The following is a 23667-nucleotide window of genomic DNA, read 5'->3' as shown; positions in this document are numbered from 1 at the left end:
CGAGTTAGTCTCCAGCGCGGGCTCGGGCGCGATCCACACGGCTCTTCGCGCGCTCCACTTGCCGTCGCGCCGAGACCACTTGGTCCTGGGCCGCGCGTTCTCCCGTCCGAGCGAACTGTTTCTGTTGTTCCGCGTGTTCGAGTTCCTCGCGCAGCTCGGTGATCCTGGCGCGCGCCTCGGCCAACCGGCGCTCGGCTTCGGCGGCCGCCTCCGTGGCGGAATCCAGTGCCGCCCTGGCTATTTCGAGATCGCCGAGGGCGTCGTCCAGCTCTCGCCGCGCCGCCTCGCCGGTCTCCTCGGGCTCGGCGGGCTCGGGCGCTTCGGGCGCGGCGGCCGGAACCAGCGACAACCCGGCCGGGCCGAAACCCTCGTAGGTCGCGGCCGCGCTCAGCGTCCCGGTGCGCACCCGCTCGGCCACCTCGGGATCGGCCAGCGCGGCCGTGAGCGTCGCGGCGATCTCGCGCAACCCGGTCTCGCCGATCCGTTTCCCGGCGTCGGCGGCGAGCGCGCCCGCGCGGCGGGCCAGCGCGTTCACCACCTGCTGACGTTGCACGGACAGTTCGCGCAGCCGCTCGCCGGACAGTTCCCGCTGCGCCGCGCGCAGCGCCGAGGCCAGCCGCAACAGCGCGTCCACCTCGCCGGGTTCGGCGCGGACCAGCAGGTTCACCGCCCAGGCCGACACCGTGGGCTTGCGCAGCGCCCCGATGGCGGCGGCCAACTCCTTGTCGCCCGCGCGTTTGGCCTCGGCGACCCGGGCCGCCCGCGCCGCGGTGAACTCCGCGGGCGGCAGACCGTACAGGTCGACGGCGACCTCGTCTGGCGTCATACTTGCCAAGCGTAACGACATGTCGTCCGGTGACGACAAGGTCCACGTATTGGACGTACGTCCACATCGTGGGCGATCTGTGAAAGGCATTGCCAGTGAACTACTTCGGACTTCAGTCCCTCACCCAGCTGCTGCCGCGCGTGCTCGGCTTCTCCCTGCTCGCGCTGTCGGGTCTCGGCTTCTACTGATACCCGCGGCCGCCCTCGTGGCGGTGCGGTCACCGCGAGCATCCGGGTATCCTCTGGCGCGTTCACTCCCGTGAACGTTTTCGCTCCAGAGAGGTTTTCACGTGAAGTTCCCCGGGACGAGTCTGCCGGCACGTGTTGTGCTCGCGCTCCTGGCGGTGGCCGCGCTCGCGGTGGCCGGCTGTTCGGCGGTCGACGAGGCCACCAAATCCGACGTGGCCAAGACGGAGGTCGGTGACTGCATCAACATCACCGACAACTCGCCCACCGCCACCGAGGGCGAGCCCATCGACTGCGCGGACCCGAAGGCCGTCTACAAGGTGCACCAGAGCTTCGACCAGCAGAGCGACTGCGCGTCGAACGAGTACACCAGCTACACCGAGCAGCTCGCCTCCGGCGGCACCGCCTTCCTGTGCCTGGCGCCGAACTTCGCCCAGGACGCCTGCTACAACGACGTGGGCACCTCGCCCTACATGTGGGTCGACTGCGGCTCTACCGACGCCACCTTCAAGGTGCTCCAGCGCGTCGACGGCGAGACCGACGAACTGCTGTGCGACCAGGCCACCGAGTTCATCACGGTCTCCGACCCCAAGACCCTGTTCTGCCTCGGCAAGCCCTGATCACTCCAGCAGCGCCACCGACGCGATCCGGTGCAGCGTGAAATGCCGCACCGTGCCCGTCACCGGGTCGAGCGCGTCGAGCTGGCCGTTGCCCACCTTGAGCGGTTCCACCACGCGCTGGGACGCCCGCCCGGACGCGTCGACGTAGCCGATGTTCACCGACCGCCGCACCCGCGCCGCCAATTGCAGCAGCGCGAGTGTGGCGGCGGTGCTCGTTCTGGTGCCGTCCGTGCGCACCGACTGCCCGGCGCGGGCGCTGGCTGCGCGCTCGCCCGACCGCAGTTCGGCGACCAGTAGTTCCAGCTGTTCGATGCTCGGCGGGGCGGGCCGGTACGCCTGACGGGCGTTGGGCCGCACCAGGATTCGTGCGCCACGCCCGCGCAGGTCGACGATCGCGCCCGCCGAGTCCTCGCCCGCGGGTGCGAATCCCGCCGCGCGCAATCGCTCCAGCACCTCGCCGAGCGGCGCCTGCGCGATCGCCACCGTCGGCGCGATCGCCCGCAGCGCCAGTTCGTGCGCGACCGGCGCGGCCAGCACCTGCGCGATCAGCGCGGGATCGTCGCTGCGCAGGAACGATTGAGCCATGCCCGCCCGCAACTGTCCGTGCCTGCGCGCGACGTCGTCGATCAGGTAGGTCAGCGCCTGCGGGACGGGCGTGCGCGAATGCGTGGTGAACAAGGTGTGCAGTTCGGCGGCCGTCATGCCGGCGTCCAGCGCCCGTCGCACCGAGTCCTCGCTGATCCGGTAAACGGTTGCGGCCCCGGCCGATTCGACGTCGGCCACCAGCGCCACCCGTTGCCGCAGTTCCGGGGTGAGCGGGCCGGGCGCGATGACGGTCAAGTCCGCCTGCACGAGGACGTGATCCACCGGCTCGGGCAGTGCCGCGTCCATCTCCTTCTCGGCGTCGGCCGCGCTGGTCGCCGCGCCGTGCAGCAGCGCGCGGGCCGCCGAGCCGAGCGCCCCGCGCCCGAGCAGCCCCACCTCCGCCGCCTCGCGCAGCGTGTTCTCCACGACCTCGCGCCGGAAGTGCCGGCGCCTGCGCGGCTGCCGCCAGGCCAGCACCCGGCCGATATCGGCGGGATCGACCGCCACCCCCGAGGGCTGTTCGGCCAGCAGATGCAGGATCGCGGCGCGGTCGCGCGGCGCCACCGGGTTGCGCAGTTCCAGCGAGAGTGCCGCCAGCGGTTTGTCGTTGGCGTCGCGCATGCCGATCATCCACGGCATCCGGTCCAGCTCCAGCCAGACCATCGCGAGCACCGTCCAGCGGCGCGCGGGCGGCGCGTCCAGCCAGCCGTCGGCGGCGGGTGTGGGGGCCCAGTAGTCGTCCACGCCGTCGATGTCGACGGGCGGCTCGGGCTGGCCCTTCTCGAGGAGTTTCGCGGCGGCCAGCAGTTCGACGAGCAGTCCCGCCCTGGTCTCCTCGATGCCGGTGTGCTTGGCGATGCGGCGCAGTTCGCGCACCCCCAGCCCGCCTGCGCGCAACGCGGGGGCGGGAACCTCGCCGAGCACGTCGAGGATGTCGGCGCAGTGGCGTAGCAGTTCGCCCACCTCGCCCGCCGCGACTGCGTTCACCTCGGCGGGGGTGTGTTTGGTGACGGTCGGGCGCGGCGGCGTGAGCGTGTACGGATGCGTGACGGGTTCGCGGCGCAGGACCTGCCCCACGGTGACCGGCAGTTCCACGGTTTCGTCGTCGACGCGGTGCAGCAGGCGGCGGGAAAGCAGCTGCGGCACCGGACGGTCGGCGGGCGTGCCCGGCGCGGCGTCGCGGGTGCGGCCGCGCGGGCCGGTGGTGGCGAGCTTGTCCAGCAGTGCGCGCTCGGCCGGGGAGATCCGTGCCAGGGCCTCGGTGGTCTCGTCCTCGGTGAGCTCGTCGGGGAGTTCGGTGGCGGTGCCCACCGGCCAGGGCAGCGCTTCGGCCGCCGCGCCGACGAGGTGGAGATCGTCGCCGTGCTGCCAGACCAGCGCGCGCTCGGTCAGGCGGGTCAGCGCGCCCTCGATGGCGGTCTTGGTGGCGCGGCCCTTCAGCGCGGCGAGCAGGGCGGTGCGCGTGAGCGCGGCGTCGTCGCCGGGCGCGCGCGAGGTGCCGTGCGCCGTCAGCGTTTCCACGATGGCGAAATCGAGGGTGGTGAGGTCGTCGGTGGCCCGCAGTACCGAGGCGCGCTGCTCGGCGCGGGCCGCCAGCACCGCCATCGACGACGGCAACGGCACCGCCAGATCCGGCCGCAGCTCGAGCAATCGCACCAGCTGCGCGTCCTCGCGGGCGGCGAGCCAGCCCTCCAGGGACGCGGTCACACTCGAAGTCTCAACCATGTGCGCTCGGGATCCGTCGCGAAGTCACAGAGTCGATCCTCCCATTTCCGCGTTCCGGTGTGTCGGTGCGCAGGTGTGAAAGGCCTGGCACGTGCATCGGTTCGTGCGTTTGCGCGGACGTTCGTGCGTGCGGCGGCAAGATCGCGCGGCTCAGGGTGGCTCGGGGGAGGGCTCGGGTTAGCATGTGGGCGTGGTGAACAAATCGAAGAAACCCTATGTCGACAACGGTTGGCCCGAGACGGCCGACGGTGACCACGCGGTCACCGAACTCGCGGCCAGCCGGGCGGGCAACCTGTCGCCCTACGGCGAGGACACCGAATTCCCGGTGCCCGCCGAGACACTGGCCTACGTGCACCCCCACACGGTGATCAACCGCTGACGGCGCGCCCGCAGGCACGGACAAGGCCCCCGCATCCTCGTCGATGCGGGGGCCTTGTCCGTGCGGGGCGAGATCAGGAGGGCAGCAGGCCCTTGTTCGCCTCGTAGAAGTTCACGACCGCGGGATCGAGCGGCACATTGCTCGACTTGGCGGCGTTGAAGAAGTCCAGCGCGGGCTGCGGGATGTGCACGCCCTGCTGCTGCACCGTCGCGATGGCGCGATCGACCGCCTCGAAGATCTCCTGGTTGGGATGCGCGGCCTGCTGCTGCGGCGCGGAAGGGGCGGGGTTCCAGCGCGGGGCCTCCGGGGTGGCGGGGGCCGAGCGGGGGGTGGGCGAGCTCTTCAGGCCCAGCTTGGCCGAGCAGGAGGGCCAGGCGCCCCAGCCCTGCGAGGCGAGGACCTTCTCGGCCACCGCGATCTGCTGTTCGCGGGTGGCCTGGTTGGCGGTCGCGGCGTACTGCTGGCCGCCGTGAGCGTTCCAGGTGCTCGGGGAGAACTGCAGGCCGCCGTGGTATCCGTTGCCGGTGTTGATACCCCAGTTGCCGCCTGCTTCGCACTGCGCGAGGCGATCCCAGTCGGAGTCGGGAGCCGCGCTGGCGTTTCCGGCGAGGGCGGCACTCGCGGTACCGAAGATCGCGCCGGTGACGGCGACCTTGGCGACGGTGCGCCCGGTGGAGGTCGGCTTGCGATGGCGTCCACTCATATCGGGTGTCTTCCTCTCGTACGCACCTGCGAGGATTCGCTCGGGTTCGGACTGAGAGGTCGTCCGTCCCGCCCTCACCCCTGCAATCCGTCGGGGTCCGGTACCCGCGGGGCGAGGCTCGGTGCGGCGGGCCGGTGGTGCCGGGTGTCCCCGGCTGGAATAGACGGTACGACGATCGCCGCGAAAAATCACCATTTGGTAACCGGCGTGTGCGCCAGGGTCTCGAACCGGTCTCGACCCTCGCGAGATCCCTTCTGTGCAGCTAGGAGCCGTTGCGTGGCTCACAGTCACGCTCGCGCAGGCGCCGTTATCGGCTCGTTATGTGACCAGGATCACAGGATGGATCGAGTAACGGAACGCGCGCCGGGGTATTCGCGCGTCAGCTATCGGGACCGGCGGCCCGACCAGAGCGCGTAGATCAATCCGAGCAGGAAGCCGACGGGCGCGAGCATGGCGATCAGGTACACCCACAGGCCCGGTGCGGAACCGGTGATGAGTGCGGTGAGGAAGATCGCGATCACGGCCAGCACCCCGGCGAGGAACAGGCCCATCGCGACGTACAGCAACCAGGGGGCGGAGCGGCGCGGACCGGGCGCGGCGGGAGGGGTCGTCACCCTAGGACCGTAAAACTGATGTGCTCGCGTTATCACCACCGGGGTAGACTCGAAGTGAATCGCGTCCTACAGGTTTGTGGGGCGCGTTCTTTTCGCAAACTGCAAGGAGTCTCGCCCGGCGCGCGCGCCGGGCGGCTTCGAGTAGTAAGGATGTGTCCGCGCCACGGTGGCGCGGGTGTCGACGATGAACGGGTGAGCGCAGTGCCGACCGGCAGGGTGAAGTGGTACGACGTCGAAAAGGGCTTCGGCTTCCTTTCCCAGGACGAGGGTGAGGACGTCTACGTCCGCTCGTCCGCGCTGCCCGACGGCGTCGAGGGGCTCAAGCCGGGGCAGCGCGTGGAGTTCGGGATGGCCGCGGGCCGTCGCGGTCCGCAGGCGCTGAGTCTCAAGCTGCTCGAGGCGCCGCCCTCGGTGCGCCAGGGCCAGGAGCGCGGGGGCCGCAAGGAGCCCGTCGCCGGTCCGCGCCGCACGCCCGACGAACTGCACGGGATGGTCGAGGACATGATCACCCTGCTGGAGACGAAGGTGCAGCCCGACCTGCGCAAGGGGCGCTACCCCGACCGCAAGATGTCGCGCACCATCTCCGAGGTGGTCCGCGCCGTAGCGCGCGAGCTGGATCACTAACTCCCACGCGGGAATTCGCACGCCGCGGGGCCGTGCGCCCCGCGGCGTTCTCTCACGACTCGGTGCGGATCGACCAGGTGGCGTGCGGGACGGTGGACTCGCGGCCCTGCTCGTCGATCGCGGGCACCGGCAGCTGGAACTCCACGCCGATGAGCCGCAGCTCGGGCAGCGGCTGCGAATCGATGGTGATCGCCACCGCGCCCTTCGGGTAGTCGTTGCGGCTCACCACGCGGTCCACGATGTCGCCGCTGGGCAGCGCATACACCAGCTGCGCCAGCCACGGCGCCTCGGCGATGTCGGGCGGTAGCGAGATCTGCAGCGGGTAGCCCTGCGGCACCGCGAGATCGACGGATTCGCCCGAGCGGCAGTCCGACATCTCCAGCCGCTGGCCCTCCACCAGCCGCACATCGCAGTAGTGGTACGGCGGCACCGTGACGGTCTTGCCGTACGCGTAGGCGGTGATCTCGGGATCGTGCTCGGGTGCGTTGCGGACCGCCACGGCCACCAGTCCCGCCGTGACGCCGGCGAGCACCAGCAGCGCGACCGCGACGAGGGCCGCGACGGTGCGGCCTGAGAGCTTGTTCACCTGAGCGGATCTCCTTGTGTGCGTGGGCCTGCGGGGACTTCCTGTTCGGCGTGCTGGGGCCGGTTGCCGCCGAAACCGGGCAGCAGTGAGTGGCCGCGGTAGCTGACGAAGGTCTGGATCAGTCCGAGCACGAGTATCCCCGAGACCACCGCGAAGCCTTTCCAGTAGTCCGTCGGCAGCAGCACGCCGGCCGCGCCGCCGATCACCCAGCTCAGCTGCAACACGGTCTCCGAGCGGCCGAAACCGGAGGCGATGGACTCCGGCGGCAGGTCGTCCTGGATCGAGGCGTCCAGCGACACCTTGGCCAGCGCGCTCGCGCCCGCGGCGATCAGCGTGGCCACCGCCGCGCCCAGCAGGTTGTCGGCGAACACGGCGAACAGCGCCACCGCCGCGCAGGCCGCGGTGCAGCCGACGACGATCAGCGCGGGTTTGCCCAGTTTCATGCGGGCGCCCGTCGCGTTGCCGGTGAAGTTGCCGACCGCGGCGGCCGCGCCGACCGCGCCGAGCATCGCGGCCTGCTGCAGCGGGCGATGTTCGGTGGCCTTGGCGACGAACGCCACGTAGAAGGTCAGGAAGCCGGTGAGCACGCGGATCGACCCGTTGCCCCACAGGCCGGTGACCACGGCGCGGCCCAGCGGCTGCCTGCGTTTGCGCGGCGGCACGGCCGACCGTTCGCCGGCGCGCAGCACCTCGGTGTGCTCGTCCTCGCCGTGATAGCTCAGCGTGGCCGGCACCTCGCCCTCGGTGACCTCCACCCAGCGCGGGATGCGCAGGCTCAGGTAGGTGCCCGCGGCCGCGATCAGCGCGGCCAGCACCAGCGCGCCCGCCGACCCGGTGAGTGCCGCGACGGCCGCCGCCACCGCGCCCGCGCCGATGGTGCCGCCGACCAGGCCGAACACGGTGAGCCGGGAGTTGGTGCGCACCAGGTCGATATCCGGTGGGAGTACTCGGGGTGTGACCGCGCTCTTGAGCACGGAGAACGATTTGGAGCCCACCATCATGCACAGCGCGAGCGGATACAGCGCCCACGTGTCGAACTGGAGGATCAGCACCACCGCGAGCACCGCGCGGACTGCGAACGAGGTGGCCAGTGCCAGGCGGCGGCCGCGCTGCAACCGGTCCAGCAGCGGACCGATCAGCGGCGCGATCACCGCGAACGGGGCGATGGTGATCAGCAGGTACAGCGCCACTTTGGACTTGCTCTCGGCGGTGGCGCTGGCGAAGAACAGCGTATTGGCCAGCGACACCGCGATCGCCGCGTCCAGCGCGAAGTTCGCCATGGTGGCGTAGGTGAGCGCGGTCAGGCCCGACTTGTCCGCGCCGTCGGCCTTGGCCGCGCGCTGGAAGGTGGCGATGCCCTTTTCGGTGAGTTCGCGCCCGCGCAGTGCGGCGACGCGCGTGACCGTGAGCTTGCGCGGCACGCGCTGGGGGTGGGCGGTCTCGTCGGGGATCTCGTAGCGCTTGGTGTCGGCCGGAGGTGCCGCGTCGTCGGGGACGGGCGCGGAGACGCCGCGCGGTGGCGCATCGGGGCGCACCGGGCGCTTGCGCAGCGGGCCCAGCGGCGCGCGGCCGGGCTCGCCCTCGGTGTCCAAGGGCGGCAGCGGCCTGCGCCGGGTGGGGGCGTTCGGCGGCGGATACCGGTCGTAGCCGGGATGCCGTTCGATCGGCGCCTCCTCGCCATCCCACGGACCACGCTCGGCACCGTAGGGATCGCGCGGAGTAGTCACCCCCCAATTCTGTCGTACGCCGCCGACACCCGGCGGGCGGTGCTGCCGGATGTCGGGCGGAAGTGACGGATCTTGCGTTCGCCGGTAGCGGAATCGGGTCCCTACTCCGGGACGAAGCGGACCTCGAACATCGTCGGCCAGTACTTGCCCGTCACCAGGAAGCGGTCGGTGCCGGGGAGTTGGGCGATGCCGTTGAGCACGTCGGCGCCCGCGCGCTGATCGCGGGGGAGCAGGCCGCTCGCGTCGGCGACACCGAGCAGCGCGCCGGACTCGGGGTCGATGCGCAGGATGCGGTCGGTGGGGTAGTCGTTGGCGTAGACGGAACCGTCGGCGGCGCACTCCAGTTCGTTGAGCCGCGCGCCCGCGAAATCCACGTCGGTGGTGCCGGTGATCGCGAACGTGACCGGGTCGCGGAAAGTCAGCGTGTTCGAGCCGTCGCTCATCACGAGTCCGCCGTCGCGGGCGCACAGGCCCCAGCCCTCGCCGTCGTAGGAGTGCTCGGCGCGCACCGCGAGCGTGACGGGATCGCGGGCGAACGCGGTGCCCTCCCGCCACGTCAGCTGCCACAGCGTGTCGCCCGCCCTGGTGATGCCCTCCCCGAAGTAGGGGGCGGGCACCTCGACGCGCGCGAGTTCCGCGCCGGTGCGCAGATCGGTGGCGCGCACGGTGGACCGGCCCGCCAATCCGGTGCCCTCGTAGAGCACGTCACCGTGGACCTCGAGGCCCTGGGTGAAGGCGCGCGGGTCGTGCGGGCGCGTGCCCACGACCTCGACGCGCAGCCGGGGCGCGTCGGGACCCGGGTCCGCGCAGCCGCCGGTCGCGAGCAGACCGGCGAGCACTGCGACGGCCACCGAACGGCGGGTGTGTTGCATACGGCAAAATGTAGGTCGTGAGCGCAGTTTCTGTTTCGGACCCCGACGTCCGGCCGGTTCTCGTCGAAGCCGCAGGCCTGGCGCGGCGTGCGCTCCTGGACCTGGAGCCGTCCGGGGTGGGCGACCACCTGGGCGTCAGCGCCGAGGACGAGAGCGCGGCCACCCACCGCTTCGCCGCCACGCTGCCCGGCTATCGCGGGTGGCAGTGGGAAGTGGTGGTGGCGGCCCCGCCCGGCGCCGACCGCGCGACCGTGAGCGAATCCGCCCTGCTGCCCGGCCCGGACGCGCTCGTCGCGCCCGATTTCGTGCCGTGGGACCAGCGCGTGCGCCCCGGTGACCTGTCGCCCGGCGACCTGCTCGCCACGGCCCCCGACGATCCGCGCCTGGTGCCCGGCTACGTCGACAACGGCGATCCCGAGGTGGCCGAGGTGGCGCTCGAGATCGGCCTCGGCCGCTCGAAGGTGCTCAGCGAGGAGGGCCGCCTCGAGGCCGCCGAGCGGTGGTACTCCGAATTCGGCCCCGGCACCGAGATGGCGAAGGCCGCGCCCGCCACCTGCGGGCTGTGCGGGTTCTACCTGCCACTGGCCGGCGCCCTGCGCGCCGCGTTCGGCGTCTGCGCCAACGCGATGGGCGCCGACGGCCGCGTCGTGCACACCGAATACGGTTGCGGCGCCCATTCCGACGTGGAGATCCCCACCGGCGCGGGCAGCCCCCTCTACGAAGCCTTCGACGACGCCGCCTTCGATGTGATCCCCGCCGAGGAACTGCGGAAGTCGGCCGAGGGCGCGGTGGAAGCCGCGCCGGCCCAAGGGGTTTCCGGCTCGGAGACCGGGGACGTCTCGTCGGATACCGATGAGGTGCCGGTCGCGCAGGTCGCCGAGGTCGACGCCGCGAGTATCGCTTCCGTGCGGGACGCCGAGGTCGCCGCAGATGCGGAGACGGCGGCCGCCGATGTCGAGCATGCGGAGACGGGGGAGTCCGCCACCGAATCGGCGTCGTTCGGACAGTCCGACCAGCCTGCCGCCGATATCACCCCGGAGCCGACCGGTGTCGAGGCGGCGGAAGCGTCCGCTGTCGATGCGGGGGCGCAGAATGCGGCGGTCGCCGAAGAGGCTGTGCCCGCCGATGCCGAAGCGGTTGTCGCGGAGGACGTTTCCGACGAGGTCGGTGCGGCGGGCGAGGGTTCCGCCGAGTCGGTTGCCGACTCTCCTGCGGATGCCGAGCGCAGCGACGCTTCCGATCGGGTTGTCGCGCAGGATGAGTCGTCCGAGAGCGGTGCGGACGACGCTTCCGCGACTGGCACGGAGGAGGCGTCCGTCGAGGCCGAGAACTCGGATATCGAGGCCGAGCGGTCGGAGTCCGGGTCATCGTCGCCGAACTGAGCGCGGACGATCCGTTCGGGCTCGGCGGGCTGCGGGCGGGTGTGCTCGCCGCGTGGCGGGATTCGCCGACGCGGCTGCGCGAGGACGCCGCCTCCGAGGCGGATCTGGTGCGCGCGGGCTACCGCGACCGGCTGCTGACCGAGCTGGCGCAGAACGCCGCCGACGCGGCCGCGAAGGCCGGGGTACCGGGCCGGCTGTCCGTGCGCCTGGACGGCGACGCCCTCTACATCGCGAACGCCGGTGTGCCCCTGGATCTTTCCGGAGTACACGCACTGACAGCGCTGCGCGCTTCCGGTAAGTCCGACGCGTCAGTCGGCCGGTTCGGCGTCGGCTTCACCGCCGTCCTCGCCGTCGGCGACGACATCGAGTTCCGCTCCACCACGGGCTCCCTGCACTTCTCCCGTACCCGCACCCGCGAAGCCCTGCGCGACAACGGCATCCGCGAACCCGAGGACCCGTCCTTCCACCCGCCGGCCCTACGCCTGGCCTGGCCCTCGCCCACCCCGCCCGCTCCGGGCTACGACTCCGAAATAGTCATCCGGCTGCGCGAAAGCGCGGACCCCGCAGCACTTCTCGCCGCGTTCCGGAGCGAAGCCCCGGACCTGCTCCTCGAACTCCCGGCCCTGCGCACGATCCGCATCGGCACGAGCCCTGACACCGCCGAATTCACCTCCTCCATAACCGATCTCGGCGGCAACCTCGAGGAACTGCGCATCCTCGGCCCCGGCGCGGACGAACGAGTCTGGTGGCAGTTCCGCGCGAAGCGGACACGATGGCTGGTCCCCGTCCGCGACGGCCGCCCGCGCCCCGCCGCCCACGACGTGCTCCGCGCGCCCACCCGCTCGGACGAGGAACTCTCCCTCCCCGCCGTGCTGGTCGCCGACATCCCGACGCAGCCCGACCGGCGACGCCTCCTGCCCGGCGCGCGCGTCGCCGAATTAGCCCGGGGCTACGCCGATTTCGCCCGCGCCCTACCACCGCGAGACCGCCTCGTCCTGGTCCCGGCTCCCGGCTTCGCGCGCGGCGAGGTCGACGGGCTGCTCCGCGAAGCGCTGGTAGACGAACTCCGCACGCACGCTTGGCTTCCCGTCCACGGCGACGGCGAGGCGATCCCCACCAGAGCGACCGTATTCCCCGACCTCACCGAGGAATTGGCCGCCCTGCTCGAAGACGTGGTGGGCCCACTCCTGCTGCCCGAGCTGTCGGGCCGCGCCCACACCGAAGCCACCGCCGTCCTCGACGTGCACCGCCTCGGCCTGGCCCGCCTCGCGGAACTCTCCGCCGGTCTGGAACGCCCGCCGGCCTGGTGGCGAGACTTCTACGCAGCCCTGGAACCCTATGTGAACGACCAGCTTTCGGCCGAGGAACTGGGTGCGCTCGCGGTCCCGCTGGCCGACGGACGCCTGGTCACCGGCCCGCGCACCACCGTCCTGGACGACAACCTCGCCGAGCCGATCCCGCTGCACTGGGCGCGCCTGGTGCACCCGGAGGCCGCGCATCCGCTCCTGGCGCGCCTGGGCGCCCGCACCGAGACCGCCGAGGACCTGCTGTCCGACCCGGCGCTACAGGCCGACCTGGAGGACCGCCCCGACGACCCGGACCTGGCCGACGCCGTCCTGCGCCTGGCCGCGTACGCCGACCCGGCCGCGCTGCCGTCCTGGCTCGGCCTGCTCGAATTGCCCGACACCGAGGGCGACCCGCGCCCGGCCGACGAACTGCTGCTGCCCGACGCCCCGCTCTACGCGCTGCTGGTCGAGGACGCTCCGTTCGGCACCGTCGCCACCGAGGTCGTGGACCGCTACGGCGCACCCGCCCTGCGCGCCGTGGGCGTCGGCTGGGATTTCGGGGTGGTCAGCGAGACCGATCCGACCGGTCCCGACCACCACTTGGACGACGAGGAGACCTGGTGGGCGGGCCTGCCGGAGGACCCGCCGGAGCTGGTCGCGGTCCGCGATCTGGACCTGGTCGACGAGATCGCCTGGCCCGACGCCCTGCACCAGCTGCTCGCCGAACCCCGCACCCGCCCGCTGCTGGCCGACCGCGACGGCTACACCGCGTGGTGGCTGCGCACCCACGCCCGCGTGGACGGGGTTCCGCTCGGTCTGCACCGCCACCCCCGCGACCCCGAATTCGCCGGTCTGCTCCCGGAATTCGCGGTGCCCGAACTGACCGATGCCGACCTGGACGTCCTGCGTGGCGTCCTGGCCGACGCGAATGCCCTCACCCTCGATCTCGCCGAAACGCTGCTCGAGTCCCTGGCCGATCCGGCGAAAACCCCGGCTCCCGAAGTGGTTTCCCGCGCGCACGCCCGCCTGGCCGCCGCGTCGCACCGCCTGGACCCGGCCGAACTCGTCCTGCCCGAACGGGTCCGGGCGCTCTCCGGCGCGACCGTGGACGCCGCCGACGCGATGGTGCTGGACCTGCCGTGGTTCGGCCTGGTCGTGCCGCCGGATCGCCTGGTCTTCGGCGACGAGGCCACCGCCGCCGACCTGGCCACACTGCTGGATCTGCCGCTGGTCTCCGAATCGGTCACCGCCGAGGTGCTCGGCGCGGGCCGCCGCGCCTCGTGGACGGACGAGCCGCTGGGAGTGGTGCTGCGCCACGTGTTCTCGCTGCCCCCGCAGGAGGGCGAGCTCGTACTGCACGACGACCTGCGCGTGCGGGTGCGCGGCGCGGTGACGGGCGCAGTGCGGGTGCCGTGGTGGCGCGAAGGCGCGGTGACCCACGTGCTCGCGCCCGCCGGGGTCTGAGCGCCGTCAGTCGGCGTACTGGGCCACCATCTCCGCGAGCAGGTCGAGCTGGGTGCGCACGGCCTCGCTGTCGTTGTCGACCAGCCAGCGCAGCACCACGCCGTCGATGACGTTGAGGGTGAACCGGCTCAGCGTCTGCACCGGTACGGACCAGTGGGTGGCGGTGGCATCGCGGGCGTGTTCCAGGATGTCGCCGACGGTGGAGTCGTTGAACGCGTACTGCTCGCGCGCGATGGCCAGCTTCGCGGGCGTCTGCTCACCCTCGCGCAACGCGTAGGTGGTGGTCTCGTAGGTGAGCAACTGCCGTTCGGGCGTGGCCTCGATGTTGAGCCACATCAGTTCCAGTCCGGCGCGGATCAGTTTTTGAAGCGCTTCTTTTCCAGTCTCTACGTCCTGCCAGACCGTTTCATTGGCATCGACGGAATCGCGCAATTCCATCGATAGCGCCTTGACCAACTCGGTCATCAGCGCGTCCTTATTTTCGAAACAGTAATGCACCACACCGAGCGAGACGCCGGCTGCCTGAGCGACATCGCGCGTGGTCACGCCTGCGACGCCCTTTTTCTCGGCAAGGCCGATGGCTGCCTCGATGAGATGGGCCCGTCGTTCTTCGACGCTCAATCGGGAGGACACCTCAGGGAGTTAAGCGCCCGTTACGCTTCGAGTCAATTCGGAACACCGAGGAATCTGTACTGGACGTGCGTCCAGTTGTGTGGTTCGCTCACCAAACCAGGTGAAGGGAGTCGTGCATGTCGATATCACGCAGAACAGTCGTCGCGGGCGCCGCGGCCGGATCGGCCGCGCTCGCCGTCGCGGGCGCCGTGCCGGGACCCACGGCCCCGCCCGCGGGCGCCGCACCCGCCACGGGCGGCTATCTGATCGGTATCGGCATGTCCGACCTCACCGGCCCCGCGGCCGAATGCGGGATGATGGGGTACTCGCAGTTCGAGCAGACCACCGCGGGCACCCACCTGCGCCCGCGCGCCCGCGCCTTCGTGATCGCCGCCGGCGGGCGGCGCGTGGTGTTCGCGGTCGCCGAGAACGGGGTGATCTTCCAGTCCGTGCACCGCGGTGTGCTGCTGGAACTGGCCCGCCGCTACGGCGACCTCTACACCGAGCAGAACGTGCTGCTCACCTCCACGCACTCGCACGCGACGTGCGGCGGGTCCGGTCACGACTACGCCTACAACCTGGCGACCATGGGCTTCCAGCAGCAGGTCTACGACGCCGAGGTGAACGGGATCGTGGAGGCGATCGCCGCCGCGCACGACGACCTCTCGCCCGGCACGCTGGCGCTGGGCCGCGCCGAACTGCACGATGCGAGCGTCAACCGGTCGCGGGTGGCCTTCGAGCGCAATCCGGCCGCCGACCGCGCGCATTTCCCCGGCGCCATCGATCCGGCCGTCACGTCGCTGTCGATCGTCAAGGGCGGCGAGCGGGTCGGCGCGATCACCTGGTTCGCCACCCACAACACGTCCATGACCAACCAGAACCGGCTGATCAGTTCCGACAACAAGGGTTACGCGTCCTTCGCGCACGAGTACCTCGACCACGGCGTCCGATACCTCGACGGCGCACCGGGTTTCGTGTCCGCCTTCGCGCAGACCAACGCGGGCGACATGTCGCCGAACCTGAACCTGAAGCCCGGCTCCGGACCCACCGAGGACGAGTTCGAGAACACCAGGATCATCGGCGAGCGCCAGCACCGGGCGGCCGAAAGGGCGCTGGGAGCGGCGATTTCGATCAGCGGCCCGGTGGACGCGATGCTCTGTTACATCGACCTCGCCGCCATCACCGTGGACGGGCGGTTCACCCCGGACGGGCAACCCAAGCGCACCGCCCCCGCTGCCGCGGGCGTCTCGCTGGTGGCCGGCAGTGTGGAGGACGGTCCCGGGCTGCCCGGTGGACCCGTTCCGGAAGGGGTGCGCAATCCGCTCGTCCCGCTCGGTGATCCGTATCAGCCCGCGCCCACGTGGCTCGCGGATGCCCAGGCGCCCAAGCTGATCGCCGCGCCGCTGGGCCTGCTGCCGCCGGTGGCGTGGGTGCCGAACGTGGTGCCGATCCAGATCATGCGGATCGGCGAGCTGTACCTGGCGGCGGCGGGCGGGGAGTTCACCATCGTGTCGGGGCTACGCGTGCGCCGCACGGTGGCCGAGGCGCTGGGTGTCGGGGTGGATCAGGTGCTGCTGCAAGGCTATTCGAACGCCTACCACCAATATGTCACCACGCCGGAGGAATACGACGTGCAGCAGTACGAGGGCGGATCGACGCTGTTCGGCCGCTACACGCTGCCCGCCTATCAGCAGGAGTTCGCCCGCCTGGCAACGGCTTTCGCCGCGCGCACACCGGTGCCGCGCGGGCCCGCGCCGCGCGACGTGTCCGGGATGCAGCCGACGCTGAGCACCCCGCCCGGCCCGGACGTCACGCCGCCCGGACGCGGATTCGGCGACGTGCTGGTGCAGCCCGCGTCCTGCGCGCGGGGCGAGCGGGTCGAAGCCGAATTCGTCTCGGCCCACCCGAAACACAACCCGAGGCGCAACGGCACCTTCCTCGAAGTGCAGCGCCGCACCGGCGGTGGTTGGCGACGGGTGGCCAACGAGGGGGAGTGGGCGGTGCGCTTCCACTGGAGCAAACGCGGTGCGGCCGAGTCGATCGCGCGGTTCACCTGGGATGTGCCCGCCGACGCCGCACCCGGCACCTACCGGATGGTGCACTTCGCCGACGCCCTCGGGGCTGACGGTGTGCTGCGGCCGTTCACGGGGACGACGGCCGAGTTCGACGTTCGCTGACCGATTGCCGTGGCGCCGGGCGCGTTCGTACGGCGAGTCAGAGCCCGGTCTGCGCGCCCTTGTCGCCGCGCCGGGCGCCGCGCCGCTGGATCAGGAAGATGGTCAGGCCGAGCAGGCCGACCACCAGACCCATCAGGCAGATCGGGCGCGCCGTCGCCCAGCGCTCACCCCCCGCGTACACCACCAGGGTGGCCACGACCCACAGCGCGCTGCCCACGGCCAGCACCGGGCGCGGGTCGGTCAGGCGCGGCGGGATCTCCGGCACTTTCTGCGTCACGAACCCCAGCGTAGCGGCGCGAACTCGGGACCGGTCGCGCACGTGTCACGTATCGTTTGCCAGTGTGACAACACCATCGGACGTCCGCACCCTCGCCGGGGAGCTCTCACTGGCGGTGGTGCGGCTGACGCGCCATCTGCGGGGGCGCCGCGCCGATTCTCAGATCTCGCTGACCCAGCTGTCGGCACTGGCGACGCTGTCGCGCGACGGCGCGATGACGCCGGGCGCCCTGGCGGCCAAGGAGCGGGTGCAGCCGCCGTCGATGACGCGGGTGATCGCCTCGCTGGTCGACATCGGCCTGGTGAAACGCGAGCCGCACCCCACCGACGGTCGCCAGATCATCGTCTCGCTCTCGGCCGCGGGCCGCGCGCTGATCGCCGACGAGGCCAGCGCGCGCGAGGCGTGGATGACCGAGCAGCTCTCCACCCTCAGCGAGGAGCAGCTGGCGGTGCTGAGCCGCGCGGTGTCGATCATGAAGGACATCGTCGCCGAATCGGAGTAGGCCGCACCGGAGCGGGCGCCGAACCCGCTGCGCCGGTGGGGATTCCGCTCGGCGTGATCGATTCAGGAGCGGTCGCCGAAGGGGCGGTCGCTGTCGACGATCTCGCGGCCCAGCGGGAACAGCGAGAGCGGGATGAACTTCAGGTTCGCCCACCCGAACGGAATCCCGATGATCGACAGGAACAGCGGAATGCTGGTGAGGAAGTGGCCGATCGCGAGCCACCAGCCCGCCACCAGGAACCAGATGATATTGCCGATCAGCGAGCCCGCGCCCGCCCCCGGCTTCTCCACCGTCGTGCGCCCGAACGGCCACAGCACGTAGGCGGCGATCCGGAACGAGGCGATCCCGAACGGGATCGTGATGATCAGGACGCAACAGATGATGCCCGCGATGATGTAGCCGATCGCCATCCATAGTCCGGCGAAGATGAGCCAGAGGATGTTGAGGATCAGCTGTATCGGCTTCATGTGTCCAGGATGCCAGGTCGCCGCGGCGCGCGGGAGTCCCGCGCGCCCGCGGCGCGGCCGGTCAGAAGAACCAGCCCAGTTCGGCGTCGCGATCCCAGCCGAAGGCCTCCTCCAGCTCGTGCACGAATCCGATGTCCTTGGCGCGCAAGCGGTCCGCCGCCGCGAACACCCGCGCCGGGTACGCGCCGAAGTACAGGCTGGCCAGCACGTCGATGCCGGTCTCCACATCCGGTTCGCGGCCGGTGGGCGCGCACTCGGCGTGACCGTCGCGCACCCGCAGCGCGAAGGTGCCGCCCGCCTCGCGGAACGGGTCGGTCACGGCGAGTGTCAGGTCCAGGTCGCGGCGGTAGGCGCGCGCGGTGAGCGCGGCGGGGACGTCCATGAGCCGCAGCCACAGCGAATCGTGGCGGGAGCGGGTGCGCACCAGGCGGGAGTCGGTGAGCAGATAGGGGAGCGGGTCGTTGTCGCCGATCGCCGCGCGCACCTCGGTGACCAGGTCCAGGCCCAGCAGCGCCCGCCACAGCGCCGCGTGCGCCTCGCCCGTGACGGCGCGGAACTCGTCCACGCGGACGTTCATGGCCGACTCGTCGTGGTGGTAGCGGTAGATCGCGTACCCGTCGGGGTGCAGCAGGGTGAACAGTTCCGAACCGCCGTCGCGTTCGGCGGGCGGGTCGGCGAACAGGTTGCCCCAGGAGGCGTCGGGGCGTTCCTGGGCGGCCGGGGTGAGCCGGCGCCAGCGGTCGTAGAGGGCGCGGATCCGTTCCTCCGCGTCGCCCGGATCGACCAGGTCCACACCGCCCGGATCGGGTGCGGTCGGCCGGAATTCGGCGAAACGGCGGTCGATGCGCACGCTGTTCTCGCGCACGGCGGGCCCGTAGCCGAACCGGCCGTAGATGGTGGCTTCGGAGGCCGTGAAGATCGTCAGCGGCAGCCCGGCCGCCTCGATCCGCTCGTGCTGCTCCTCGTACATCGCCCGGAGAATGCCCCGCCGCCGATGCGTCGGCGCCACCGCCACCCCGGCGATCCCGCAGGCCGCGACCTGCCGCTCCCCGGGCACGGTCACCTCCATATCCCGCGACCGCACATGCCCGACGACCCGGCCGCCCGCCTCCGCGACGATCGCCTCCTCCGCATCCCACAACCGCGCCCGCCGCTCAGTCCGCTCCGCGTCGGCCCGCCCCCCGAACGCCGCCGCTGTCAACGTATCGACGGCCCCCTGATCCCCCGTCGTACCCGACCGAATGGTGATCCCAGCGCCCAGTGTCATACCCCGACCGTCCCACGAACCGCCCCCGAGCCGCACGGCATTTTCCTCGGATTGCGACGGGAACTCGGGGTAACGGCTCACCAGGGGATCGCGCTGTGCCAGGTGGTCGAGTCGCGCATCGGGATCGAGGCAACCGATCGAGTCCGGGCGGCATCGACCGTCTGTTGCGGACTCGTCGGACGATGCGTGTCGCACGATGGCCGGGCTGCGCTGCGTGGGGACGCCGGTGTCGGGGTGGACGACCGCACCGGGCAGGATATGGCGCGTGGCGCTGGTGATCGATATCGAGGACCCCGGGGATCCGCGGGTGGATGATTTCCGGGATCTGGCGTCGGCGGACCGGCGGCCGGATCTGCCGGGGCGTAAGGGGTTGGTGATCGCCGAAGGGGTTGTGGTGGTGCAGCGGATGCTGGACTCGCGATTCCGGCCGGATGCGCTGCTGGGGGTGGCGCGGCGGTACGAGCAGTTGGCGGCGGATCTGGACGGTGTGGAGGTGCCGTATTACCGGGTGGATGCCGAGGTGATGGCGCGGATCGTGGGATTCCACCTCAACCGGGGCGTGCTGGCGGTGGCGCGGCGGCCGCGCGAGCTGACGGTGGACGAGGTGCTGGACGGGGCGCGCACCGTCGCGGTGCTGGAGGGCGTCAACGACCACGAGAATCTGGGTTCCATGTTCCGCAACGCCGCCGGACTGGGCGCGGAGGCGATCCTGTTCGGCGACCGCTGCTCCGACCCGCTGTACCGGCGTTCGGTGCGGGTGTCGATGGGCCACGTGCTGCGGGTGCCGTTCGCGCGCATGAACACCTGGCCCGACGATCTGGAAGTCTTGCGGCGCAAGGGATTCCAGATCATCGCCCTCACTCCGAATCCGGCCGCACCCACCCTGGCCACGGCGATGACGGGTGAGCGGGTGGCGCTGCTGCTCGGCGCGGAGGGCCCCGGCCTCACCGAAGAGGCCATGCGCGCCACCGACATTCGCGCGCGCATCCCGATGGCGCCGGGCACCGACTCCCTCAATGTCGCGACCGCCGCCGCGATGGCATTCTACGAACGCGTCCGGACTGCGGAAGGAAGGTGAGTATGGCCGAGACAACGCACGAGCCCACACCGTGGGCGGCCGGACTGGCCGTGGCCGGGTTGGTGGCGGCGCTGGTCACCTCGGCGGTTTACGCGTTCGGCGCGGCACTGGCGCAGGTGCATCCGCTGCTGGCGATCCTGGTCAACCTCGTCGCGGTCGGCGGGGCCGCGCCGAGTGCGTGGCGCTGGCGGTTTACCCCGGTGGCGCGCTGGGTCCTGCTCGGGGCGGGGATCGGCGTCGCGTGTGGCTGGTTCGCGTTGGTGGTGAAAGGACTTTCGTCGCTCTAGGGGTCAGGAGACGCGGTCGTGGCCGCGGAGCCATCTGAAGAGCCCGCGCCGCGGCCGCGCTGGCTCGGGTTCGGGCACCTCGGGCTCGATGAGGCTGGCGTGGTCGGGCGCTTCGCCTTTCGGATACAGCGTGAACCCGCACACCGCGATATCGCCCGGCGCCAGGGCGTCCTCGGCGGCCGGTGCGCGGTAGTGGAATCCGATCCATTCGTCATTGGCGGCGTCGGCGAAATCCGGCGGGTCGAACGGAAGGGTCTGCGGGTCGGGCAATTCCCCGGCCCGCCATCGCACCGGATGCTCACCCGCCCAGAACGACCGCTCCCACACCAGCGGCAGACCGACGTCTTCGAGGATGTTCACTCGCGACGAACTGAACGAGCGCCGTAATTCGCCCCGCTCCCAATGCGCGAACGCTCCCCAGCCGTACGCGGTGTCGAACGACACCAGATACGTGTGCTCGGATGCCAACGGCCGCACCAGGAATTCGGGCAGTTTGGTCGGTTTGGGAATCGCCGCCTGCGCCGAGCAGACCACGGTCACACCGGGATAGCAGCCGATATACACCTCGTCGGGATCGGGACCCGCGCAGCCGCCGAGCGTGCCGACCATGATCGGCACCACATCGCGGTCGGCGTAGAGCTGTTTGGCCAGCGCGAGCGCCGCGTCGGGATCGGGTTCGTGCTCCGCGCGCAGCACGGCGGGCGGATCCGCCGCGTCGACATACCAGAGGGACGAGGCTTTGGACAGCATTTCCGGCACCTCCCGATGGTTGTGCGAAACACCTGCGCGAACTTCTCGCTACCAGCCGGCGCCCGCCGGGTACGACTCATCCGGAAATGTACCCGCCTCGGACGTTCCGCGACGGACCTTCGGTGCCCGAACACGCGGGCGCACCGGGAAATCGACGCGCGCGCCGGTGTGGGCAACCGCTGCGCGCACGCCGGGGGAAACGGCTAGTGACCCGAGCTGCGCACGCCGAGCAGCACGTCCTCCCAGGACGGCATCGGCGCCTTGCCACGCTTGGTGCGGGGCTTGGACTGCGCGGGCTTGGCGGGCTTCGCCGGCTCTTCGGCGGGCGGCTCCGCCGCCGCGGCGGGCTCGGCCGGCTCCTTCTCGGGCGCCGGGGGCGGTGCCTGCTTATCCGCGGTGCCCGCGCTCGGCGCGGTGGGGGCCTTCGGCGCGGGCGCCGACGCGGCGGTGCCGTTCGTCGCCGCACCCGCCGTGACCGTGGGGCCCACGGCCGCGGCGGGAATCGCGGCCGCGCTGCCACCGGCCGCGACGGCGCGCTGCTCGTAGTATTCGTCCAGCGCGGGCTGCGGCGGCTGCTGACGCGCGGTGGCCGGACGCGAGGCCGGGGCGGGCGGCTCCCGGTGCGGTTCGGCGACCGGCTCGGCGGGCGCGGGCGGCTCCAGCTCCTGCTGCGGCGGCAGCACCGTGGCCAGACCGCGCAGGGCCCGGCCGAAATCGGGGTCGATCAGATCGGTGGCGGGATCGTCGAGCGGCGAGACCGAACCGCCGTGCGCGTCGGGCTGGTAGCGCCAGTGCGCGGCGATCTCGGAACGCCCGTTCTGCCACTGCAACTGGGCGACCCAGTAGCCCTTCTCGTCCTTCCAGGCATCCCACTCGGCATTGTCGAGGGTGTGCCCCCGCTCGGTGAACGCGGCGGTGACGACGTCGATCAGGGTTTCCACGGCCGGGCCGTCGGGGCGCACCGGATGCGCCTTCTGGGCCAGCTCGGCGGCGCGGGCGCGCTCGAGCAGCACCGGGTAGGCGAAACGCTCCACCCGGCTCGCGGGCATGCCCGACTCCTCGGTGACCTGTTCCACGGAGGCGCCGGCACGGATACGGGCCTGGATATCGCGGGGACGCATGGAAGCTTCCATTTCGATCTCTATCTGGCCGAATCGGGCAAGGTCTCCGCGCGCGGCGGCTCGTAGTTTGTCGTCCGCGGGCAGGCGGAACTTCTGACCGGACTCGGTGTCGATGCACACGATGTGGGTGGAGTCGGGCGTCACCCCGATCACTCGAAGTTCACGCACCGTTACCTCCTTATCGCGTCGACTCGCGACACCGCCCACTTTCCGAAACAGTAGTGCACAGTTGATGATCTCGACGCAAGACACGCGGCACGAATATCTGCCAACAGGTTACATAACCCGCTAATCTTCTGTGTTTGTTTGCGCGCGCGGCCGGGCCGCCGATACGGAAACGGCCCGCGCTCCGAAGGAGCACGGGCCGCAATCCTTGTGCAGGTCAGAGGTTTTCGACGACCCAGTCGACGCTGCGGGTGAGCTGGGTGATGTCCTCGGGGTCGATGGCCGGGAACATGCCGATGCGCAGCTGGTTGCGGCCCAGCTTGCGGTAGGGCTCGGTGTCGACGATGCCGTTGGCGCGCAGGACCTTCGCGACCTGCGCCGCGTCCACCGACTCGGCGAAGTCGATGGTGCCCACGACCTGCGAGCGGTGCGCGGGATCGGTGACGTACGGGGTGGCGTACTCGCTGGCCTCGGCCCACGAGTACAGGCGCGAGGACGAATCGGCGGTGCGCTTCACGGCCCAGTCCAGGCCGCCGTTGCCGCCCAGCCACTCGATCTGATCGGCGAACAGCAGCAGCGTGGCCAGCGCGGGGGTGTTGTAGGTCTGGTCCTTGGTGCTGTTGTCGATGGCGACGGGCAGCGACAGGAACTCCGGGGTCCAGCGGCCGGAGGCCTTGATCTCCTCGACGCGGGCCAGCGCGGCCGGGCTCATCAGCGCGATCCACAGGCCGCCGTCGGCGGCGAAGCACTTCTGCGGGGCGAAGTAGTAGACGTCGGCGTCGGTGATGGTCACCGGCAGGCCGCCCGCGCCCGAGGTGGCGTCGATGGCGATCAGAGCGTGCTCGGAACCGGCCGGACGCGAGACGGGGATCGAGACACCCGTCGAGGTCTCGTTGTGGGCCCAGCCGATGAGGTCGGCGTTCGGGTCGGCCACCGGCGCGGGCGCGCTGCCCGGCTCCGAGGACACCACGATCGGGTCGCCGATGAACGGGTTGCCCTTGGCGACCGAGGCGAACTTGCTGGAGAACTCACCGTTGGTCAGGTGCAGCGAACGCTCGCGGATCAGGCCGAACGCGGCGGCGTCCCAGAACGCGGTGGTGCCGCCGTTGCCGAGCACCACCTCGTAGCCCTCGGGCAGCGAGAACAGCTCGCGCAGACCGCTGCGCACCCGCGCGACCACGTCCTTGACCGGCTTCTGCCGGTGCGAGGTACCGAATACCGAGGCGCCCACCTTCACCAGGGACTCCAGCTGCTCCGGGCGCACCTTGGAGGGGCCGCAGCCGAATCGTCCGTCGGCTGGCAGCAGATCGGCGGGAATGGTCGGGAACGCAGTGGTCATGGCCAACAGGGTAAAGCGTGTCCGACCTGGCCGGTTCGCGTGGGTAG

At 71.2% G+C, this 23667-nt stretch carries 23 protein-coding genes; 9 read left to right on the top strand and 14 right to left on the bottom strand.

The window, feature by feature from the left end; translation table 11 throughout:
• Positions 1 to 4: 4 nt before the first annotated feature.
• Positions 5 to 826: a hypothetical protein gene (locus tag OHB21_RS04190; protein WP_195125323.1), complete on the bottom strand. Its 822-nt coding sequence runs from the start codon at positions 824 to 826 to the stop codon at positions 5 to 7.
• 289 nt (positions 827 to 1115) lie between these two features.
• Between OHB21_RS04190 and OHB21_RS04185 the strand changes: the two genes are divergently transcribed.
• Positions 1116 to 1631 (top strand): LppU/SCO3897 family protein, encoded by a 516-nt coding sequence (locus tag OHB21_RS04185; protein WP_067513053.1) that lies wholly within the window; start codon positions 1116 to 1118, stop codon positions 1629 to 1631.
• Here OHB21_RS04185 and OHB21_RS04180 read toward each other — a convergent pair whose 3' ends face one another.
• Positions 1632 to 3941, bottom strand: coding sequence for a helicase-associated domain-containing protein (locus OHB21_RS04180; protein WP_195125324.1), 2310 nt, complete (start codon positions 3939 to 3941; stop codon positions 1632 to 1634). It abuts the gene before it with no gap.
• Positions 3942 to 4131: 190 nt separating this feature from the next.
• Between OHB21_RS04180 and OHB21_RS04175 the strand changes: the two genes are divergently transcribed.
• Positions 4132 to 4320, top strand: coding sequence for a hypothetical protein (locus OHB21_RS04175; protein ID WP_067513089.1), 189 nt, complete (start codon positions 4132 to 4134; stop codon positions 4318 to 4320).
• Between the two features lie 73 nt (positions 4321 to 4393).
• On the opposite strand, the gene OHB21_RS04170 is transcribed toward OHB21_RS04175, so the two are convergent.
• Both OHB21_RS04170 and OHB21_RS04165 read right to left on the bottom strand, forming a co-directional pair.
• Positions 4394 to 5023, bottom strand: coding sequence for a resuscitation-promoting factor Rpf1 domain-containing protein (locus OHB21_RS04170; protein WP_067513057.1), 630 nt, complete (start codon positions 5021 to 5023; stop codon positions 4394 to 4396).
• A gap of 383 nt (positions 5024 to 5406) precedes the next feature.
• Positions 5407 to 5637 (bottom strand): hypothetical protein, encoded by a 231-nt coding sequence (locus OHB21_RS04165; protein WP_067513059.1) that lies wholly within the window; start codon positions 5635 to 5637, stop codon positions 5407 to 5409.
• A 201-nt stretch (positions 5638 to 5838) separates the two neighbouring features.
• Between OHB21_RS04165 and OHB21_RS04160 the strand changes: the two genes are divergently transcribed.
• Positions 5839 to 6261: a cold-shock protein gene (locus OHB21_RS04160; protein WP_195125403.1), complete on the top strand. Its 423-nt coding sequence runs from the start codon at positions 5839 to 5841 to the stop codon at positions 6259 to 6261.
• A 52-nt stretch (positions 6262 to 6313) separates the two neighbouring features.
• On the opposite strand, the gene OHB21_RS04155 is transcribed toward OHB21_RS04160, so the two are convergent.
• The 3 genes from OHB21_RS04155 to OHB21_RS04145 all read right to left on the bottom strand — a co-directional run bounded on the left by OHB21_RS04155 (position 6314) and on the right by OHB21_RS04145 (position 9446).
• On the bottom strand, positions 6314 to 6847 hold the full coding sequence (locus tag OHB21_RS04155; RefSeq protein WP_067513061.1) for a DUF2771 domain-containing protein: 534 nt from the start codon (positions 6845 to 6847) through the stop codon (positions 6314 to 6316).
• On the bottom strand, positions 6844 to 8574 hold the full coding sequence (locus tag OHB21_RS04150) for an MFS transporter (RefSeq protein ID WP_067513063.1): 1731 nt from the start codon (positions 8572 to 8574) through the stop codon (positions 6844 to 6846). The genes OHB21_RS04155 and OHB21_RS04150 overlap by 4 nt, the downstream gene beginning before the upstream one ends.
• A 101-nt stretch (positions 8575 to 8675) precedes the next feature.
• Positions 8676 to 9446: a glutaminyl-peptide cyclotransferase gene (locus OHB21_RS04145; protein ID WP_067513065.1), complete on the bottom strand. Its 771-nt coding sequence runs from the start codon at positions 9444 to 9446 to the stop codon at positions 8676 to 8678.
• Between the two features lie 17 nt (positions 9447 to 9463).
• Between OHB21_RS04145 and OHB21_RS37400 the strand changes: the two genes are divergently transcribed.
• Together OHB21_RS37400 and OHB21_RS04135 are read left to right on the top strand one after the other, a co-directional pair.
• Positions 9464 to 10828 carry a DUF3027 domain-containing protein gene (locus OHB21_RS37400; RefSeq protein WP_195125326.1) on the top strand — a complete coding sequence of 455 codons (1365 nt, stop codon included), beginning with the start codon at positions 9464 to 9466 and terminating at the stop codon, positions 10826 to 10828.
• A 41-nt stretch (positions 10829 to 10869) separates the two neighbouring features.
• On the top strand, positions 10870 to 13578 hold the full coding sequence (locus tag OHB21_RS04135; RefSeq protein WP_195125327.1) for a sacsin N-terminal ATP-binding-like domain-containing protein: 2709 nt from the start codon (positions 10870 to 10872) through the stop codon (positions 13576 to 13578).
• Positions 13579 to 13584: 6 nt separating this feature from the next.
• On the opposite strand, the gene OHB21_RS04130 is transcribed toward OHB21_RS04135, so the two are convergent.
• On the bottom strand, positions 13585 to 14199 hold the full coding sequence (locus tag OHB21_RS04130; RefSeq protein WP_228790253.1) for a TetR/AcrR family transcriptional regulator: 615 nt from the start codon (positions 14197 to 14199) through the stop codon (positions 13585 to 13587).
• A gap of 128 nt (positions 14200 to 14327) precedes the next feature.
• On the opposite strand from OHB21_RS04130, the gene OHB21_RS04125 reads away from it, so the two are divergent.
• Positions 14328 to 16367, top strand: coding sequence for a neutral/alkaline ceramidase (locus OHB21_RS04125; protein WP_113975284.1), 2040 nt, complete (start codon positions 14328 to 14330; stop codon positions 16365 to 16367).
• A gap of 37 nt (positions 16368 to 16404) precedes the next feature.
• Here the strand turns inward: OHB21_RS04125 and OHB21_RS04120 are convergent, their stop codons facing one another.
• On the bottom strand, positions 16405 to 16644 hold the full coding sequence (locus tag OHB21_RS04120) for a DUF2530 domain-containing protein (protein WP_067514793.1): 240 nt from the start codon (positions 16642 to 16644) through the stop codon (positions 16405 to 16407).
• Between the two features lie 64 nt (positions 16645 to 16708).
• Here OHB21_RS04120 and OHB21_RS04115 point away from each other — a divergent pair, with 64 nt between their 5' ends.
• Positions 16709 to 17146: a MarR family winged helix-turn-helix transcriptional regulator gene (locus OHB21_RS04115; protein ID WP_067514791.1), complete on the top strand. Its 438-nt coding sequence runs from the start codon at positions 16709 to 16711 to the stop codon at positions 17144 to 17146.
• 62 nt (positions 17147 to 17208) lie between these two features.
• Here OHB21_RS04115 and OHB21_RS04110 read toward each other — a convergent pair whose 3' ends face one another.
• Positions 17209 to 17613, bottom strand: coding sequence for a YccF domain-containing protein (locus tag OHB21_RS04110; RefSeq protein WP_067514789.1), 405 nt, complete (start codon positions 17611 to 17613; stop codon positions 17209 to 17211).
• A gap of 61 nt (positions 17614 to 17674) precedes the next feature.
• A complete protein-coding gene (locus OHB21_RS04105; RefSeq protein WP_067514787.1) occupies positions 17675 to 18880 on the bottom strand; it encodes a GNAT family N-acetyltransferase in 1206 nt (401 codons plus the stop codon).
• A 265-nt stretch (positions 18881 to 19145) separates the two neighbouring features.
• On the opposite strand from OHB21_RS04105, the gene OHB21_RS04100 reads away from it, so the two are divergent.
• Positions 19146 to 19958: a TrmH family RNA methyltransferase gene (locus OHB21_RS04100; RefSeq protein ID WP_195125328.1), complete on the top strand. Its 813-nt coding sequence runs from the start codon at positions 19146 to 19148 to the stop codon at positions 19956 to 19958.
• Between the two features lie 2 nt (positions 19959 to 19960).
• Entirely contained in the window at positions 19961 to 20245 is a 285-nt protein-coding gene (locus OHB21_RS04095) for a DUF2537 domain-containing protein (protein ID WP_067514781.1), read from the top strand.
• Positions 20246 to 20248: 3 nt separating this feature from the next.
• Here the strand turns inward: OHB21_RS04095 and OHB21_RS04090 are convergent, their stop codons facing one another.
• From OHB21_RS04090 to serC, 3 genes are all read right to left on the bottom strand, one after another.
• On the bottom strand, positions 20249 to 20995 hold the full coding sequence (locus OHB21_RS04090) for a DUF6928 family protein (protein ID WP_067514779.1): 747 nt from the start codon (positions 20993 to 20995) through the stop codon (positions 20249 to 20251).
• 203 nt (positions 20996 to 21198) lie between these two features.
• The gene (gene sepH / locus OHB21_RS04085; protein WP_113975283.1) at positions 21199 to 22284 is read right to left on the bottom strand and encodes a septation protein SepH; all 1086 of its coding nucleotides are present in this window, start codon (positions 22282 to 22284) and stop codon (positions 21199 to 21201) included.
• A gap of 214 nt (positions 22285 to 22498) precedes the next feature.
• Positions 22499 to 23620 (bottom strand): phosphoserine transaminase, encoded by a 1122-nt coding sequence (gene serC, locus OHB21_RS04080; protein ID WP_067511690.1) that lies wholly within the window; start codon positions 23618 to 23620, stop codon positions 22499 to 22501.
• Positions 23621 to 23667 lie beyond the last annotated feature (47 nt).

Origin of the sequence: Nocardia puris (assembly GCF_036051655.1) — a bacterium.
Taxonomy (GTDB): domain Bacteria; phylum Actinomycetota; class Actinomycetes; order Mycobacteriales; family Mycobacteriaceae; genus Nocardia; species Nocardia puris.
Note: the sequence above shows the minus strand (reverse complement) of the source record. Positions and strands in the feature narration are given on the sequence as shown.

What these genes read in the sequence shown, in the direction of transcription:
- OHB21_RS04190 (WP_195125323.1), bottom strand. Translation starts at nt 826, where the DNA reads ATGACGCCAGACGAGGTCGCCGTCGACCTGTACGGTCTGCCGCCCGCG.
- OHB21_RS04180 (WP_195125324.1), bottom strand. Translation starts at nt 3,941, where the DNA reads ATGGTTGAGACTTCGAGTGTGACCGCGTCCCTGGAGGGCTGGCTCGCC.
- OHB21_RS04170 (WP_067513057.1), bottom strand. Translation starts at nt 5,023, where the DNA reads ATGAGTGGACGCCATCGCAAGCCGACCTCCACCGGGCGCACCGTCGCC.
- OHB21_RS04145 (WP_067513065.1), bottom strand. Translation starts at nt 9,446, where the DNA reads ATGCAACACACCCGCCGTTCGGTGGCCGTCGCAGTGCTCGCCGGTCTG.
- OHB21_RS04125 (WP_113975284.1), top strand. Translation starts at nt 14,328, where the DNA reads ATGTCGATATCACGCAGAACAGTCGTCGCGGGCGCCGCGGCCGGATCG.
- OHB21_RS04110 (WP_067514789.1), bottom strand. Translation starts at nt 17,613, where the DNA reads ATGAAGCCGATACAGCTGATCCTCAACATCCTCTGGCTCATCTTCGCC.
- OHB21_RS04105 (WP_067514787.1), bottom strand. Translation starts at nt 18,880, where the DNA reads ATGACACTGGGCGCTGGGATCACCATTCGGTCGGGTACGACGGGGGAT.
- OHB21_RS04095 (WP_067514781.1), top strand. Translation starts at nt 19,961, where the DNA reads ATGGCCGAGACAACGCACGAGCCCACACCGTGGGCGGCCGGACTGGCC.
- OHB21_RS04090 (WP_067514779.1), bottom strand. Translation starts at nt 20,995, where the DNA reads ATGCTGTCCAAAGCCTCGTCCCTCTGGTATGTCGACGCGGCGGATCCG.
- serC (WP_067511690.1), bottom strand. Translation starts at nt 23,620, where the DNA reads ATGACCACTGCGTTCCCGACCATTCCCGCCGATCTGCTGCCAGCCGAC.